The sequence below is a fragment of the Pseudescherichia sp. AS216 genome, assembly GCF_037152055.1.
Lineage (GTDB): Bacteria > Pseudomonadota > Gammaproteobacteria > Enterobacterales > Enterobacteriaceae > Pseudescherichia.
This window is the reverse complement of sequence record NZ_JBBCMV010000003.1, coordinates 592,345-607,378: the sequence shown is the minus strand read 5'-3', so window position 1 is coordinate 607,378 and position 15,034 is coordinate 592,345. Positions and strand designations below refer to the sequence as shown.

Annotated in this window: 16 protein-coding genes and 3 tRNA genes; 5 read left to right on the top strand and 14 right to left on the bottom strand. The window is 54.7% G+C overall.

Annotation, left to right across the window (positions count from 1 at the left end):
* Positions 1–5 precede the first annotated feature (5 nt).
* The 3 genes from araG to WFN61_RS12145 all read right to left on the bottom strand — a co-directional run bounded on the left by araG (position 6) and on the right by WFN61_RS12145 (position 3,468).
* Positions 6–1,520 carry an L-arabinose ABC transporter ATP-binding protein AraG gene (araG, locus tag WFN61_RS12155; protein WP_144818542.1) on the bottom strand — a complete coding sequence of 505 codons (1,515 nt, stop codon included), beginning with the start codon at positions 1,518–1,520 and terminating at the stop codon, positions 6–8.
* 86 nt (positions 1,521–1,606) lie between these two features.
* Positions 1,607–2,596 carry an arabinose ABC transporter substrate-binding protein gene (locus WFN61_RS12150; protein ID WP_312283045.1) on the bottom strand — a complete coding sequence of 330 codons (990 nt, stop codon included), beginning with the start codon at positions 2,594–2,596 and terminating at the stop codon, positions 1,607–1,609.
* A gap of 314 nt (positions 2,597–2,910) precedes the next feature.
* A complete protein-coding gene (locus WFN61_RS12145; protein WP_257757964.1) occupies positions 2,911–3,468 on the bottom strand; it encodes a DJ-1/PfpI family protein in 558 nt (185 codons plus the stop codon).
* A gap of 208 nt (positions 3,469–3,676) precedes the next feature.
* On the opposite strand from WFN61_RS12145, the gene WFN61_RS12140 reads away from it, so the two are divergent.
* On the top strand, positions 3,677–4,180 hold the full coding sequence (locus tag WFN61_RS12140) for a non-heme ferritin-like protein (RefSeq protein WP_312273521.1): 504 nt from the start codon (positions 3,677–3,679) through the stop codon (positions 4,178–4,180).
* Positions 4,181–4,343: 163 nt separating this feature from the next.
* Here WFN61_RS12140 and WFN61_RS12135 read toward each other — a convergent pair whose 3' ends face one another.
* Entirely contained in the window at positions 4,344–4,595 is a 252-nt protein-coding gene (locus WFN61_RS12135; RefSeq protein ID WP_042391403.1) for a DUF2766 family protein, read from the bottom strand.
* A gap of 65 nt (positions 4,596–4,660) precedes the next feature.
* Positions 4,661–4,744, bottom strand: a complete 84-nt coding sequence (gene azuC / locus WFN61_RS12130) for a stress response protein AzuC (RefSeq protein WP_088218881.1) — start codon at positions 4,742–4,744, stop codon at positions 4,661–4,663.
* Positions 4,745–4,957: 213 nt separating this feature from the next.
* Between azuC and WFN61_RS12125 the strand changes: the two genes are divergently transcribed.
* Positions 4,958–6,379, top strand: a complete 1,422-nt coding sequence (locus tag WFN61_RS12125) for an MFS transporter (protein ID WP_312175376.1) — start codon at positions 4,958–4,960, stop codon at positions 6,377–6,379.
* 42 nt (positions 6,380–6,421) lie between these two features.
* On the opposite strand, the gene WFN61_RS12120 is transcribed toward WFN61_RS12125, so the two are convergent.
* Complete coding sequence (locus WFN61_RS12120; RefSeq protein WP_042391405.1) at positions 6,422–7,060, bottom strand: RpiB/LacA/LacB family sugar-phosphate isomerase; 639 nt, start codon at positions 7,058–7,060, stop codon at positions 6,422–6,424.
* Between the two features lie 258 nt (positions 7,061–7,318).
* Here WFN61_RS12120 and yecR point away from each other — a divergent pair, with 258 nt between their 5' ends.
* Both yecR and tyrP read left to right on the top strand, forming a co-directional pair.
* Positions 7,319–7,657, top strand: a complete 339-nt coding sequence (gene yecR, locus WFN61_RS12115; RefSeq protein ID WP_144817398.1) for a YecR family lipoprotein — start codon at positions 7,319–7,321, stop codon at positions 7,655–7,657.
* 136 nt (positions 7,658–7,793) lie between these two features.
* Positions 7,794–9,005, top strand: coding sequence for a tyrosine transporter TyrP (tyrP, locus tag WFN61_RS12110; RefSeq protein WP_337038716.1), 1,212 nt, complete (start codon positions 7,794–7,796; stop codon positions 9,003–9,005).
* Positions 9,006–9,112: 107 nt separating this feature from the next.
* On the opposite strand, the gene WFN61_RS12105 is transcribed toward tyrP, so the two are convergent.
* From WFN61_RS12105 to uvrY, 7 genes are all read right to left on the bottom strand, one after another.
* Positions 9,113–9,778, bottom strand: a complete 666-nt coding sequence (locus WFN61_RS12105; protein WP_337038715.1) for a YecA/YgfB family protein — start codon at positions 9,776–9,778, stop codon at positions 9,113–9,115.
* A gap of 128 nt (positions 9,779–9,906) precedes the next feature.
* A tRNA-Leu gene (locus WFN61_RS12100) sits at positions 9,907–9,993 on the bottom strand.
* A gap of 12 nt (positions 9,994–10,005) precedes the next feature.
* Positions 10,006–10,079 (bottom strand) — tRNA-Cys (locus tag WFN61_RS12095).
* Between the two features lie 65 nt (positions 10,080–10,144).
* A tRNA-Gly gene (locus WFN61_RS12090) sits at positions 10,145–10,220 on the bottom strand.
* Positions 10,221–10,369: 149 nt separating this feature from the next.
* Positions 10,370–10,918 carry a CDP-diacylglycerol--glycerol-3-phosphate 3-phosphatidyltransferase gene (gene pgsA / locus WFN61_RS12085; RefSeq protein WP_042391408.1) on the bottom strand — a complete coding sequence of 183 codons (549 nt, stop codon included), beginning with the start codon at positions 10,916–10,918 and terminating at the stop codon, positions 10,370–10,372.
* Between the two features lie 57 nt (positions 10,919–10,975).
* Positions 10,976–12,808 (bottom strand): excinuclease ABC subunit UvrC, encoded by a 1,833-nt coding sequence (gene uvrC / locus WFN61_RS12080; RefSeq protein ID WP_312273884.1) that lies wholly within the window; start codon positions 12,806–12,808, stop codon positions 10,976–10,978.
* Positions 12,805–13,461, bottom strand: a complete 657-nt coding sequence (gene uvrY, locus WFN61_RS12075) for a UvrY/SirA/GacA family response regulator transcription factor (protein ID WP_144817340.1) — start codon at positions 13,459–13,461, stop codon at positions 12,805–12,807. The genes uvrC and uvrY overlap by 4 nt, the downstream gene beginning before the upstream one ends.
* 455 nt (positions 13,462–13,916) lie before the next feature.
* On the opposite strand from uvrY, the gene WFN61_RS12070 reads away from it, so the two are divergent.
* Positions 13,917–14,141: a DUF2594 family protein gene (locus WFN61_RS12070; protein WP_144817339.1), complete on the top strand. Its 225-nt coding sequence runs from the start codon at positions 13,917–13,919 to the stop codon at positions 14,139–14,141.
* A gap of 62 nt (positions 14,142–14,203) precedes the next feature.
* Here the strand turns inward: WFN61_RS12070 and sdiA are convergent, their stop codons facing one another.
* Positions 14,204–14,926: a transcriptional regulator SdiA gene (gene sdiA / locus WFN61_RS12065; RefSeq protein WP_257757983.1), complete on the bottom strand. Its 723-nt coding sequence runs from the start codon at positions 14,924–14,926 to the stop codon at positions 14,204–14,206.
* Positions 14,927–15,034 lie beyond the last annotated feature (108 nt).

Here is a 15,034-nt window from a genome sequence, read left to right as displayed (position 1 = left end):
CTTACTCAGGCAACGGCCTGACTCACTTTAGGCATGGCGAGGCTTAGCGCCTGTTTTTCGTCTGCTTCGCCGTGCAGCAGTTCGCCGGCGATCTCCCCTTCCCGCATCACCAGAATGCGGTCGGCGACGCCGAGCACTTCCGGCAGGTCGCTGGAGGCAAACAGTACCGCTACGCCGCGTGATGCCAGGGCGTAGATAACGTTGTAGATCTCATGCTTCGCGCCCACGTCTATCCCACGCGTCGGCTCATCGAGCAAAATGACCTTCATCTCTTCCGAGAGCCAGCGGCCAAGAATGGCTTTCTGCTGGTTCCCTCCGGAGAGATTCATAATCAGCTGTTCAGCGCCGGGGGTTTTGATATTAAGCGAGCGAATATGGTGGTCGGCGTTTTCCACCTCCCAGCCGTCGTTAATCAGACATCCGGCACGGACGGACTTGCGTCGGGCGCTGATGTTGATGTTGTCACGCACGGAGTGAACGGGAATGATGCCTTCTGCTTTGCGATCCTCGGGACAGAGCATCATCCCGGCGCGAATGGCATGGGCCGGCTTTTGAATACTCAGCGGCTTGCCGTCAATGATCAGCTGGCCTGCGGTGATGCGCGTGCCGCCAAACAGCCCTTTCATCAGCTCGCTGCGCCCGGCCCCCACCAGCCCAAACAGGCCGACGATTTCGCCGCGCTTCACCGAGAAGCTAACGGGATGACGCACGCCGGGGGCTTTAACCCCCTCCAGGCGCAGCATCTCCGCGCCGTACTCACGCGGCTGCCAGCCGTAGATGTCGCCGAGATCGCGCCCAACCATTGCCTGCACCAGCGAGTCATGGTTGACCTGCTGCATATCGTCAAAGGTGCGCACGTAGCGCCCGTCCTTAAAGACGGTGATGGCGTCGCTGAGGGCAAAAATCTCCTCCATACGGTGGGAAACGTAGATGATCACCCGCCCCTCGTTGCGCAGCTCGCGGATCACGCGAAACAGGTTGTCGATCTCCCGCGCTGAGAGCGAGCTGGTGGGTTCATCAAAAGCGATCACCTTTGCATTGCGCGCCAGCGCTTTGGCAATCTCGACCATCTGCCACTGGCCGATAGAGAGATATTTCAGCGGCGTCTGTGGATCGATATCCAGCCCGAGATGCTCCAGCTGGAGTCGGGCTTCGTAGTTCAGCAGGGAACGATTCACCAGCCCGCCCTTCTGCGGCAGCTGGCCAAGATAGATATTTTCCGCGACGGTCATCTCGGGGATCAGATGCAGCTCCTGATAGATGATTGCCACTCCGGCATTCAGCGCGGCGGTGGTATCGGTAAAGCTGACCTCTTTTCCCTGCAGCACCAGCGTCCCACCGGAGGGGGCATAGTTGCCGCTAAGAATTTTTAACAGCGTCGATTTACCCGCGCCGTTCTCCCCCATCAGGGCATGCACCTGACCGGCATAGCAGTCGAAGCTGATGTCGCTCAGGGCTTTTACACCGGGGAAGGTTTTGCTAATACCACGGAAAGAGAGATATGGAGTTGACTGTTGCATAACGTCTCCGTGACGCATTTATGGTACGACTGGCCCCTCACCCGGCGTTAAAAACCTGCGGTGAAGGGCGCAACCAACGACGCGAATTACTTCACGCCTAGCCCTTTCTTCGCTAACTCTTCTTTAAAGTTGTCGCGGGTGATCAGCACCACGTCGGTCACCGCGGTGAACTTAGGCGGCTCGACGCCTTTTTCCACCCAGTTATAGAGCATTTCGCTGGTCTTATAGCCGTGGACGTCCGGGCTTGGCAGCAGTGAGCCGTAGAAGCCGGTACCCTGAGCCTTGGAGAGCTCACTTACGGCGTCAACGCCATTGATGCCGATGCCGATCACATCGGCAGCTTTGAAGCCCTGCCCTTCGGTGGCACGCACGCCGCCCAGCACGGTGTTATCGTTCATGCCGACCACCAGCCAGTGTTTCACTTCAGGATGCTGAACCAGCAGAGAGTTGCCGGCATCGAACGCGCCGGGAATATCGTTTGATTTGGTCGGGACTTTATAGATCTGTTTCTCCGGGAAGCCGGCAGCTTTCAGGGCATCCATTGAGCCGGAGGTGCGGCGACGGGCGGTATCCAGCTCGTCAGCGGTGATCGCCATTACACCGGTATCTTTCACATCCCAGCCCCGTTTTTGCATCTCTTTATACAGCTCCTGCCCCTGGCGAGCGCCAATCTCACTGGCGGCCATCATCACCAGCGGTACGGTCTCCATCGGCTTGCCTTTGGCGTTGACGAACTGATCGTCCACGGCAATCACCTTCATGTCATAGCCGCGCGCTTTGGCGACAATCGCTGAACCCAGCTTGGGATCCGGGGTACAGATAACGAACCCTTTCGCACCGCTAGCGGCGAGGCTATCGATGGCGTTCAGCGTTTTCTCACCGTCCGGTACGGCGATTTTAATTACCTCGAAACCTAAATCTTTGCCTGCCTTATCAGCGAATTTCCACTCGGTCTGGAACCACGGCTCTTCGGGCTGCTTAACCAAAAAACCGAGCTTCATGGTTTCGGCGATAGCGGATTGTGACATAACGGCAGCTAAACCAATGGCCGCCAGCGCTTTAGTGAATTTGTGCATGGTTTACTCCAGCTTTAACGCTTTTTTATGTAGGGAATGAGAGTTTATGAGCTGTCTAATCAGCCTTAAAACAAGGCATTAGCACACGTCTATCAGGAGATGCTATTGCTGAAGAGTAGTTTTAGCGGGAAATTGATCCTCCATAGGAGAGCGCCATCACACCGCAGAATTACAGTAAAAGCGTGCATAAATTCAGCGAATATCTTCATAAGAAATGGCGTATTTGTCAGACAAATAAAGAGGGGTGTAGCAGAAATATCCATCAGGCCAGCCAGCTTATCCTTGTGGCCTGACGGGTTAGCTCAGTTGAAGAGTCAGAGGGGGTAGTAGATGTGATCCGCGTGGTCACGCACCGGGGCCACATCACCCAAAAGGCGCGTCGAGACGGCAAAGGCAAAATCAAATACTCGCCCTAACCCTTTGCCGCTGATCAGATTGCCATCCTCTACGACGGCGGCATCGACGTAGTGACCGTCGGTCACGGTTTCATACAGGTCGCCCGAGCAGACGTAGCGCCGCCCCTTCAACAGGCCGTTGCCTCCCAGCACCCGCGCGGCTGCCGAGCAGATTGGACAGATGAGCTTCTCTGCCTCGTCATGACGAGTGACAAAAGCGATAACCTCGGCGCTAGCCGCAAGGTTGACGCTTCCTTCCGGCCCGCCGGGCAGAACAACGGCGTCGTAAAGCGTACCCATGCGTTCACTCAGAATGGCGTCAGCCACCATAGGAATAGCGTGATAGCTTACTACCGCGCGGGACGCGGTACAGGCCAGGGTTTCAACCTCAATATGCAACCGGCGCAGTATATCGATGGTCACTATGGCTTCCGCCTCTTCAAAACCGGGGGCCAGCAGCACCGCAACTCTTTTCATCTCCAACTCCTTCATATTTAACGAAACCGTCCATGACATACATTCACTTATGAATGTAAGCCACTATTTTTATTAAGATTATTCTTTTACATGGCTGAAAAGTGTTTGCTGGATCACATTTGTAAAATGAATAAATCCTTACGATCGTTTGGTCGACGCAGCATGGGTGATATTCATCGCAGCCCATCCAGGACAGAAGGAGGTCATTATGGCGACGAGCGGCATGGCACAAAAACTCAACTCACAGGTTAACCTTGAGTTCCAGGCATCTAATCTCTGCCTTTCGTTGAGTGAATGGTGTGCAAAGCACAATCTACCGGGTTCGGCAACGTTTCTACGCGCGCAGGCACAGGAGAAGGTAAACCTGATGATGCGCATATTCGACTTTATGAAGCGCGCCGGTGCCTATCCCAGTGTAAAAGCCCGAGAGAATCCGCACGACAGCTTTAATTCGTTAGAAGAGCTGTTTCAGAAAGCGTTTGAAGAGTACAACGTGCGGTGTGAAATGCTGGCCCAGCTGAGTGAAGAAGCTAAAGCGGTAAAGGATGAAAAAACGTTTAACTTCTTGCGCGAGGTGGAAAAAGCAGAGCAGCAGGATGGTCTGCTGCTGCAGCTGTTAATTAGCGAAATTCATCGCTCTGAGCGAGACGGGAAAAATATCGCCCAGACCGATCGGGCGCTGCTTAACGTGGTGAACTGCCGCAGGCACTAACCCTTTCCGCTAACCTCTCTGGCGGGAGCCTCTCCCGCCAGCCCCCTGCTGCCGGTTTAAACCTTAACGCAGGTGTCCCACCGTTTACTCTCGCCAGCAATAAAAAAACATCCGTTTGAAAATAACAAAACAAAGGTTTATTTTATTTGCTTATAGCCACACTTTAGTGCGTCTCTTCCTGCGGTGTAAATTTAAGCTCAATTAAGGCAATAGCTTTCTGAATAGCACGTCGGGTCACCGGATCGGCCGCCGCCGGATGCGTAGTAAAGTCGATGGTTTTGAGCTGGTTAGCCATCTTCTCACGCACCTCAACCGGAGCGATAACGTCAATGACGTCGAGGATCTGTTTGATCACCAGCTGGCACGCCACAACGTCGGACACCAGCTCCTGATCGGCGCTAAGATTTTGAGACATAGTTACTCCTGAGTTACAGAAACAAAAAAACCTGCCGCAGCAGGTTTTTTATCACAGCAACTTTATTAGAACATAGCGCCCGGCGGTACGTCTTTAAAAGTCTTGCAGTAGGTTTCAAAAATGCTTTTCAGGATTTTGCGCAGTTTCATGTTTTGCTCCGGCTATTTTGTTATGCAGGTGTTACTTATCTATGGGCGTATAATATGACTTGCATCACAAAAATCAACCACTTTGTGATGAATATCACATCAATTTCGCTGCAATCTTTCTCGTTTTGTTAAAAAATTATTGAATAATCCGTAAGTTACGGTAGTTTCATTTTTTTTAATTATTAAAATTTTTTTTGAAATGGCAGACCAAAAATGAGTGAAAATACCCTCCCGGAGAAGACGCGGGGCGTCTCGCCCGCCGCGCTGCTGGTCGCCGGGGCCTTTTTTATGGAGTTTCTCGACGGGACGGTGATAGCAACGGCCCTGCCGGATATGGCGCGGAGTTTTGGCGTCGAGGCGGTAGCGCTGAACATCGGCATCAGCGCCTACCTGATCACCCTTGCGGTATTGATCCCAGCCAGCGGCTGGATAGCCGACCGCTTCGGTGCGCGTAAGGTCTTCACCGCCGCGCTGGCGATCTTTACCCTTGCATCAGTATTCTGCGGCCTCTCCACCAGCGTTGAGATGTTTGTGGCGATGCGCGTGCTGCAGGGAATGGGCGGCGCGCTGATGGTCCCTGTCGGCAGGCTTGCCGTGCTGCGTACCACGCCTAAGCATCTGCTGATCACCGCCATCGCTACCCTCACCTGGCCCGCACTGGTCGCGCCTATTATCGGCCCACCGCTGGGCGGGTTTATTACCCACTATGCCGACTGGCGCTGGATCTTCTTTATCAACGTGCCGATTGGCCTGCTGGCCATTGTTCTGGCGCTGCGCATCATTCCCGATATTCGCGACGACGAGCGCCGCCCGTTCGATCTGGCTGGCTTTCTCTCGACCTCGGTGGCGATGGTGAGCTTGGTGTGTGCCATGGAGATGCTGGGAGGTGAACAGCAGCAGGGAGCGTGGACGCTCGGCCTGCTGGCGCTAGGCACGGCTACTCTGGTCTACGCGCTGCGCCACTTTCAGCGCGTCCGTTGGCCGATGATCCGCCTCGATGCCATGCAGGTGCATACCTTTCGCGTCACCATGTACGGTGGCTCGCTGTTTCGCGCCTCGATTAGCGCAGTACCCTTTCTGCTGCCGCTGATGTTCCAGGTGGGTTTTGGACTGGATCCGTTTCATGCCGGGCTGCTGGTGCTGGCGGTCTTTGTAGGTAACCTGACGATTAAGCCAGCCACCACGCCGCTGATCCGCTGGCTCGGCTTTAAAAAGCTGCTGCTGATTAACGGCGCGCTGAACGTGCTGGCCCTGCTGGCCTGTGCCTTTATTACGCCGACAACGCCGGTGTGGGTGATTTTTGTCGTGCTCTACCTGGGCGGGGTCTTTCGCTCGGTACAGTTTACCGGCGTCAGTACGCTGGCGTTCGCCGATGTCCCCTCTGCGCAGATGAGCTATGCCAATACCCTGTTCAGCACGGCGACGCAGCTGGCGGTTGGGCTGGGTATCACGCTCGGCGCGATCGGCATTCGTCTTGGGGAGAAAGCCAGCGACTGGCTAGCGCTTGGCGATGTGCCGGGCATAAGCTTCCGGCTGGCGTTTGTGTTTATCGCCCTGATCTGTCTGGTGGGTATGGTCGATACGTTTAGGCTGGCTAAAGATGCGGGCAGCGCGGTGTCATCTAAGAAAGGTTAACGGTGTGCCGGGCCAGCGTAGCGCTGCCCGGCGCAAGAGGTGTTATGCAAGCATTTCGCGAACGAACGCTTCGATCTCTTTATCCTGGCAGTGTTCAAAGAAGCACTCCTGGAAACGCTGGCCGGAGACGGCGGTTTTCACCAGCTCAGGATCGATGGCGCGCAGAGTATCAAGATAGTTATCTTTTACCACTGCCGCTTTCACCTGGTTGAGGATCCCGGCGTTACGCACCTGCGGCTCTTTACGCTCTGGCGGATAGCCTTCACCTTTACGGCCGGTAAAGGCTTTCTCGAAGATAAAGCGTACGTTCAGCTCTGCACCCCAGCCGAAGCCTTTGGCAAACGGCAGCGCCAGGGCATTACCGTTGTTGATCTGGGCAAAAAGGAAGGCGTCGGCCGGATCGATACAGTAGCCGCAGTTCACGCCTGGGTGGATGTTCAGCGACATCAACGCGCCCTGGCCGGTGCCGCAGCCGGCAATCACAAAATCAACCGCCTTTGAGTTCAGCAGGATGCTGGCCATAATGCCCAGGTGGATATAGGTCAGATGATGGTCATTCTCATCGCTCATCCCAACGTTGAAAACCGGGAAGCCTTTATCATCAGCGACGGTTTTCAGCTCTTTAAGAATGATGGCGTTTTTGGCAGCCTGGCTGTTTTCCATCATCAGTGCAATTTTCATTATCTCTTCTCCTGAATGCGTTGCGGGGGATCCCGTCATAAAGGGCTAATCAGCTTAAACCTTACTACCTGGCAAACATACTTTCAAATTTAATGAAAAATGGTTTTAAAAATTAGAGATGCGGTCACAGTTTTGCTTAAGCCAGCCCCTCTCCCACACCGTTGCAATTAGAGCGGTGAGAATCTTTAGCTATTCCTGGCATTGGCTAAGTATGCTGGCTGTAGGATGAGATCATCGAAACTGAAACAGAGCGTTTGCATGAAAAGAGTTCTCCTCACCGCTTCGCTGATGCTGCTTGCTGGATGCACCATCACGAAAGAACCTGAAGTCACCGACGTTAACCCGGCAACGGGCCTGGTGCGCCTGCATTTTAATGAGACGATGCTGCAGAAGGCCCGCTATGACGACTATACCACGCAGGGAACGGCTAATCGTCAGTGCCAGCAGATGGGCTACGCCACGGCGATAGCCTTTGGTCAGCCAGTGAAGACCTGCAGCGTCATCAGCGGCTCCCTGTGCCTGAATGAAACCGTCACGCTTCAGTACCAGTGTCAGGGCCATGCGGTGAACTACTCCCCCGCCGGCGTCTACTACTGATAGAGACCGTCTTAACCCCAGGCTGTGATTCGTATTGTTATCTTTACAGCAGTTGTAACGGTGGTTTGACGTAAACACGGTTTTGCCTTACTCTGCGCCGCACAATTTTGGTGCGTAGTTCAGGTGTAAGAGAAGCGTGAAGAACAGGACTTTTGGCAGTATGTTTATCGTTGCCGGGACCACCATCGGTGCCGGTATGCTGGCGATGCCGCTGGCCGCCGCAGGCGTTGGTTTTGGCGTAACGCTGGCGTTACTATTTTGCCTGTGGGGGCTGATGTGTTACACCGCCCTGCTGCTGCTGGAGGTATATCAGCATGTTCCGGCGGATACCGGCTTAGGTACGCTGGCCCGCCGCTATCTCGGGCGCTACGGACAGTGGGCCACCGGTTTTAGCATGCTGTTCCTTATGTATGCCCTGACGGCGGCCTACATGAGCGGCGCAGGCGAGCTGCTGGCCTCAAGCCTGAGCGAGTGGCTTAGCCTCTCCGTTTCACCCGCGACCGGCGTTCTGCTGTTTACCCTTGTCGCTGGCGGCGTTGTCTGCATTGGCACTTCGCTGGTGGATCTCTTCAACCGTTTTCTGTTCAGCGCTAAGCTACTGTTCCTGATTGTGATGCTGGCGCTGCTGATGCCTCATGTGCATAAGGTGAATCTCCTGACGCTGCCGCTGGAGAAGGGGCTAGCGCTCTCTGCCATTCCTGTAATCTTTACCTCCTTTGGTTTTCACGGCAGCGTCCCGAGCATCGTTAGCTATATGAACGGCAACGTACAGAAGCTGCGCTGGGTCTTTATAACCGGCAGCGCCATTCCGCTGGTGGCCTATATCTTCTGGCAGCTGGCAACGCTGGGCAGCATCGACTCCACGACCTTTTTTGGCCTGATGGCTAACAGCGCCGGACTTAACGGCCTGCTGCAGGCCCTGCGCGACGTAGTCGCCTCGCCGCACGTAGAGCTGGCGGTACACCTGTTTGCCGATCTGGCGCTGGCGACGTCGTTTTTGGGCGTGACCCTGGGGCTATTTGATTACCTGGCCGATCTCTTTAACCGTCACAACACCGCGATGGGCAGGCTACAGACCGGGGCGATTACCTTCCTGCCGCCGCTGGCCTTTGCTCTCTTCTATCCACGCGGCTTTGTGATGGCATTAGGCTATGCGGGCGTGGCGCTGGCCGTGCTGGCGCTGCTGATCCCTTCCCTGCTGGCGTGGCAGAGCCGTAAGCATTATCCGCAGTCGAACTACCGCGTACGGGGCGGTAAGCCCGCTCTGCTGCTGGTGCTCTTCTGCGGCGTGGCGGTAATTGCGATTCAATGCGGTATAGCAGCGGGACTGCTGCCAGAGGTGGGTTAGAGAAGTGAGCTCAACGTAGGCCGGGCAAACGCAGTGCCGCCCGGCGTTACAGTGTCAGCCTGATTACGCCCGGTGGCGCTATGCTTACCGGGCCTACAATAAGGGTATCAGTGCAAACAACACTGCTTATATTTTTTGCCGCTGCCACACGGACAAGGATCGTTGCGCCCGACCTTATCACCGTTCACTATCGGCTGTTTTACCGGACGTTCCTGCTGATTGTCAGCCCAGTAGTCAAACAGCGCCAGCGCAGCGGGTTTCAATGCCTCAACGCTCGCCTCGAATGCCTCCGGGGTCATCTCCTCTACGCGGGTAAAGTTCTCCTCTTTACCGTGCAGCGCAATGGCCTCCAGCGCAGGCTGTAACGACTCGGGCAGCGTGGACCAGTCACTTAGCGCGACACCGCGCATGTAGCCGAAGCACCACTCCTCCACGATGCTGAGATCCTGGCCTTCAATGGTGCGCGTCCCAAATAGCGGCTCAAACTGCTCCGGGTAATCGGCAAGGCGCTCGGCGATATCGTTCATATGCTGGAATGCGAGCGTCATAAAGCGCTCCATCTCCTTTTCGGATGACCAGCGTGGAACATGATTCGCCCCGCCCCAGATAGCCACCAGCCACTCGCTCGGCTCAATCTCCGTTGGCGCGCTCAGCACTGCGATCAGCAGGCCGTCCAGCTCCGCCACGTCGACAATGGATGCCTCATTGCTGTACTTCGCCAGCACGTCATCCAGCCACTCCAGCTCTTTCTCATCCAGCGGTCCGGTTTTCATAAAATTACTACCTCAGTTTGGGGCGGGCGTCTATATAATAGACGATTGCAAACCACAGGCACAAAAAAACCACCCGTAGGTGGTTTGACGACACTGCTTATTGCTTTGATTATTCTGCTAATTTCCCATGGTACCCGGAGCGGGACTTGAACCCGCACAGCCTTACAGCCGAGGGATTTTAAATCCCTTGTGTCTACCGATTTCACCATCCGGGCTCGGGAGGAAATTGGAGGCGCGTTCCGGAGTCGAACCGGACTAGACGGATTTGCAATCCGCTACATAACCGCTTTGCTAACGCGCCTTAAATCTTAGTCTTGCGACCTGCACCCGCACTCTTCAACATCATACAGTGCCGATACCTTAATTTGGAGCGGGAAACGAGACTCGAACTCGCGACCCCGACCTTGGCAAGGTCGTGCTCTACCAACTGAGCTATTCCCGCTTATCAGGTGATGATGCTAATCACTTGATTTTACTCTCATCTGGCAAGCTGCGCCGCCGTCTGATGCGATGCATTCTACTTACCTGACGCACTGAGTCAACGATATTTTTTAAAACCCGGATCGTTTGCTGAAAATTAAGCCGAAACGATCACTGTTCCAGCAGATCGCCCCGGGCAGCGTTTAAATACTGGAACATGGACCACAGGGTCAGCACCGCAGCCACCCACAGCAGGCCAATGCCCGCCCACTCTACCCAGGCGTTTGGCCGCCACAGCATCCACACCAGCGAGGCCATCTGCGCGGTGGTTTTGACTTTGCCAATCCACGACACCGCCACGCTGCTGCGCTTGCCCAGCTCTGCCATCCACTCGCGCAGGGCAGAGATGATGATCTCGCGGCCAATCATGGTGGCGGCGGGCAGGGTCACCCACCAGGTGTGGTAGTGCTCGGCCACCAGCACCATAGCAATGGCCACCATGACCTTATCCGCCACCGGATCGAGGAACGCCCCGAAACGGGTGCTCTGGTTCCAGCGCCGGGCCAGATAGCCATCAAACCAGTCCGTCACCGCAGCGACGAGAAAGATCAGCGCACATGCGAAGGGAGCCCAGACCACTGGTAGATAAAACGCCACCACGAAGAACGGGATCAGGATGACACGAAAAAGCGTGAGCAACGTTGGGATATTGTATCGCATAGTGGCAGGTAACTATCTGTTGTCAGTAAAAATTAGCCCTATGTTGCTACAGAGCCCTCAATGTTTCAACGAGTAGAAGATCTTTTCTGCCAGCCCCTGCGAAATACCCGGCACTTTTGCGATGTCCTCAACGCTGGCGTTGAGCAACCCCTGCAATCCACCCATGTATTTCAGCAGCATCTGGCGACGCTTCGGCCCGACCCCTTCAATGGTCTCCAGGGTACTGGTATTTTTCACCTTCGCGCGTTTTTTACGGTGCCCGGTGATGGCGTGATTGTGCGACTCATCGCGAATATGTTGGATCACGTGCAGCGCCGGTGAGTCTGGCGGCAGGTTAAAGCCCTCTCCCTCTGGTTCGAAGAAGAGCGTCTCCAACCCCGCCTTACGGTCGGTGCCTTTTGCCACGCCCAGCAGCAGCGGATGGTGCTTATCCCAGGGAACGTCCAGCTCGGCAAAAACCGTCTTCGCCTGCCCCAGCTGCCCCTTGCCGCCGTCGATTAAGATCACGTCCGGCACTTTACTCTCTTCAATATCCTTGCCGTAGCGCCGACGCAGCACCTGGTTCATGGCTGCATAGTCATCCCCTGGGGTAATACCGGTAATGTTGTACCGGCGGTACTCCGCGCGCAGTGGCCCGTTGGCATCAAACACCACGCAGGAGGCCACGGTCTGCTCGCCCATGGTATGGCTAATATCAAAACACTCCATGCGCCGCACCGCCGGCAGCTTCAACAGCGTAGCGAGCGCCACCAGCCGTTGGCTAACCGTTGACTGCTGGGAGAGCTTGGTGCTGAGCGCCGTAGCGGCGTTGGTACGGGCCAGCTTGAGGTAGCGCGCCCGGTCGCCGCGCGGTTTAGTCTGCACGTTGACGCGGCGGCCCGCCAGCTCAGAGAGCGAATCGGCCAGCAGCGTTTTATCACTCAGATCGAAGTCGAGCAGGATTTCGCCCGGCAGGGTGCGCATCTGGCTGCCCTGCAGGTAGAACTGCCCCACAAAGGTCTCTACCACTTCGCCAAGCTCGGTGCCGCCCGGCACTTTCGGGAAGTAGCTGCGGCTGCCCAGGACCTTGCCCTGGCGAATAAAGAGCACGTGCACGCAGGCCATACCGGCATCGAACGATACGCCAATGACGTCGAGATCGTCGCCGTTGTTAGAGACGAACTGCTTCTCCGTCACGCGGCGTACGGCCTGGATCTGATCGCGAATGCGCGCCGCCTCTTCAAAGTCGAGATCGCGGCTGGCCTTCTCCATGCGCTCAATCAGCAGGTTCAGGACCTGATCGTCCTTGCCCGCCAGGAAGAGGCGCACATAGTTAACCTGCTGGGCATACTCCTCCTCGCTGACCAGTCCCTCGACGCACGGCCCAAGGCAGCGGCCGATCTGATACTGCAGGCATGGTCGGGAGCGGTTGCGGTAGACGCTGTTTTCACACTGGCGGATGGGGAAGATCTTTTGCAGCAGCGCTAAGGTCTCGCGCACTGCGTAACCGTTCGGGAACGGTCCGAAGTACTCCCCTTTCGCGTGCTTAGCCCCCCGGTGCGTCGCCAGACGCGGGTGGGTATCACCGCTGAGGAAAATGAACGGGTAGGATTTATCGTCGCGCAGCAGCACGTTGTACCGTGGCTGATACAGCTTGATATAGTTGTGCTCAAGCAGCAGCGCCTCCGTTTCCGTATGGGTGACCGTCACGTCGATCTGCTGGATCTGGGCGACCAGCGCTTCGGTTTTTCGTGAGGCAAGATTGCTACGGAAGTAGCTGGACAGGCGCTTCTTGAGATCTTTGGCTTTACCGACGTAGATAACAGTACCACCGGCGTCATACATGCGGTAGACACCGGGTTTACTGGTAACCGTACTCAGAAAGGCTTTTGAATCAAAAACATCACTCACTGACTTGTTAACGTCTCCGCATTACACAGACCATGACGAATGGCCAGATGGGTCAGCTCCACGTCGCCATGAATGTTCAATTTACTGAACATACGATAGCGGTAGCTGTTTACCGTCTTCGGGCTGAGATTCAACTGTTCGGAAATCTCATTCACCTTTTGGCCTTTGGTTATCATCAGCATAATCTGCAATTCGCGTTCAGACAAACTGGCAAAGGGAGATTCAGTTTTCTCGGGCGCAATCTGGCTGAGCGCCATCTGTTGGGCAATATCGGATGCAATATAGCGCTGTCCCGAGTAAACGGCGCGAATGGCGCTAACCATCTCTTTCGGGGCGGCCCCTTTGCTAAGATAACCTGACGCCCCCGCCTGCATCACTTTGGCAGGCAGCGGACTCTCAGTGTGAACGGTAAGCATAATGACTTTGGTATCGGGCACGGATCGCGCAATTTTACGCGTTGCCTCCAGGCCGCCGATACCAGGCATGTTCATATCCATCAGCACCACATCCACAGGATGGGCACGGCACCATTTTACGGCATCTTCGCCGCAGCTGACCTCGCCGGAAACTTTTATGCCTTTAATATCTTCCAGAATGCGTCGTATCCCTGCGCGCACCAGCTCGTGGTCATCAACAAGAAGAACGTTGATCAAAGCAAATCTCCAAAAAGGGATAACGCGACTGACAGTACAGTCGCTCTATATTAGCGTTAATTTGGCGAAAACTAAAAGATTAAATGCGATGGGTACGATTTCGTTCGCAGTTTTGGAAATAAAGCTGTACAAAACGTGGAAAGAGGCCGTCTCGCTTAGGCTTTAAACAGGTGTGTTAAATACTACTTTTCAGGGAGTTAAGTGCGATACTATTATTCATGACCTGTAAAACTCCCTTTTTTCTTTGTAACATTAATTAACGCCTTTTATACCTCTTTTTAAACATATTTCCCACGTTATAAATTAGAGCAAATTGTAATAACAGACTATTTACGCGCTGACGTGTATGGCGATCAAAAAACAACCACTGCTATTTTCTTAAAAGCTTGTGTTATACTCCGCCGCCTTTACATTCACGGGCGCGTACAGGCGCTATCACATATCGAGGAAAATAGATGAGCACTCCTGACTTCTCTACTGCGGAGAATAATCAACAGCTGGCGCAGGAAGTCGCCTGCATGAAAGCACTGGTCACCCTGATGCTGCAGGCGCTGGGTCAGGCGGACGCCGGTCGTATCATCCTGAAAATGGAAAAACAGATCGCGCAGATGGAAAACGACGCGCAGGCTGACGTCTTTGCCAATACGGTTAAGCAGATTAAACAAGCTTATCGTCAGTGAGAGTGACCGGCTGGCAGGCTGTCAGCCGGTAGTACGTTCGGCACGCGAAACGCAGGTGGAATTCAAATGAATCCAGTAGCCGCCGCATAGCAGGCAATCTGCGTTTTATTCGGTGCGTTAAACTTCTTCTGCATGTTTTTCTGGTGAAAATTCACCGTGTTCTCTGAAATCGACAGGATCATAGCGATCTCCGCCGAGGTCTTCCCCTCTGCCGTCCACTTGAGAATTTCACACTCGCGCTTGCTGAATTTCATCTCTGGCGACATCACCATCTCCTCTTCCAGGCGTGAGAGCGTCACCAGGCTTAGCTGCACCAGCAGCTGAAGAGAGAGCTCAATCTCATCCGCGCTGAGACTTTTACCCCGGACGGAGGTTTTGGAGACCGAAAGGAAGCCGATAGCCCGGTTGGGCAGCATCAGACACTGGGTGTAACCTTTGCGCAGCCCGTGGTCACGCGCAGCATCCCACATGGTCTGTGCGTCCTGAAACAGGCGGTCGTTCCAGGGGAGATGGCCCTGAATAAAGTTATCCGGCTTCAGCACAGGATCGACGGAAAAATAGTTCTCCGCACAGTAGTGTGCTCTCCAGACATCAGGGTAGGAGGTCTCAAGGAAGGTTTTTGGCCGTGTGAACGGCACCGGATGACGCACGCATAACGAGTAGTAGTCAAATTCCAGCTGCTGCGTCTGACGCTCTAACTCTTTATAGACCTCATCCGCTGCTGTCATCTCACTAAACCGCCGCAGCATTTCCCTTCGCCATGTAAAAAAATCAATATCCTGCATACTGAGCGCGAAAACCCCGTTCGTTATATATTTATTATGAATGTATAAAACTATCACATAAATCTTATTTCTAGATCCAAATTATCCGACTGGCGGGAAATTAACTGA

Excerpts from the sequence above, each read along its gene's own strand:
- WFN61_RS12150 (WP_312283045.1), bottom strand. The coding sequence starts at position 2,596 with ATGCACAAATTCACTAAAGCGCTGGCGGCCATTGGTTTAGCTGCCGTT.
- WFN61_RS12125 (WP_312175376.1), top strand. The coding sequence starts at position 4,958 with ATGAGTGAAAATACCCTCCCGGAGAAGACGCGGGGCGTCTCGCCCGCC.
- araG (WP_144818542.1), bottom strand. The coding sequence starts at position 1,520 with ATGCAACAGTCAACTCCATATCTCTCTTTCCGTGGTATTAGCAAAACC.
- azuC (WP_088218881.1), bottom strand. The coding sequence starts at position 4,744 with ATGAAACTGCGCAAAATCCTGAAAAGCATTTTTGAAACCTACTGCAAG.
- WFN61_RS12135 (WP_042391403.1), bottom strand. The coding sequence starts at position 4,595 with ATGTCTCAAAATCTTAGCGCCGATCAGGAGCTGGTGTCCGACGTTGTG.
- pgsA (WP_042391408.1), bottom strand. The coding sequence starts at position 10,918 with ATGCGATACAATATCCCAACGTTGCTCACGCTTTTTCGTGTCATCCTG.
- WFN61_RS12120 (WP_042391405.1), bottom strand. The coding sequence starts at position 7,060 with ATGAAAATTGCACTGATGATGGAAAACAGCCAGGCTGCCAAAAACGCC.
- WFN61_RS12070 (WP_144817339.1), top strand. The coding sequence starts at position 13,917 with ATGAGCACTCCTGACTTCTCTACTGCGGAGAATAATCAACAGCTGGCG.
- WFN61_RS12140 (WP_312273521.1), top strand. The coding sequence starts at position 3,677 with ATGGCGACGAGCGGCATGGCACAAAAACTCAACTCACAGGTTAACCTT.
- WFN61_RS12105 (WP_337038715.1), bottom strand. The coding sequence starts at position 9,778 with ATGAAAACCGGACCGCTGGATGAGAAAGAGCTGGAGTGGCTGGATGAC.
- sdiA (WP_257757983.1), bottom strand. The coding sequence starts at position 14,926 with ATGCAGGATATTGATTTTTTTACATGGCGAAGGGAAATGCTGCGGCGG.
- WFN61_RS12145 (WP_257757964.1), bottom strand. The coding sequence starts at position 3,468 with ATGAAAAGAGTTGCGGTGCTGCTGGCCCCCGGTTTTGAAGAGGCGGAA.
- yecR (WP_144817398.1), top strand. The coding sequence starts at position 7,319 with ATGAAAAGAGTTCTCCTCACCGCTTCGCTGATGCTGCTTGCTGGATGC.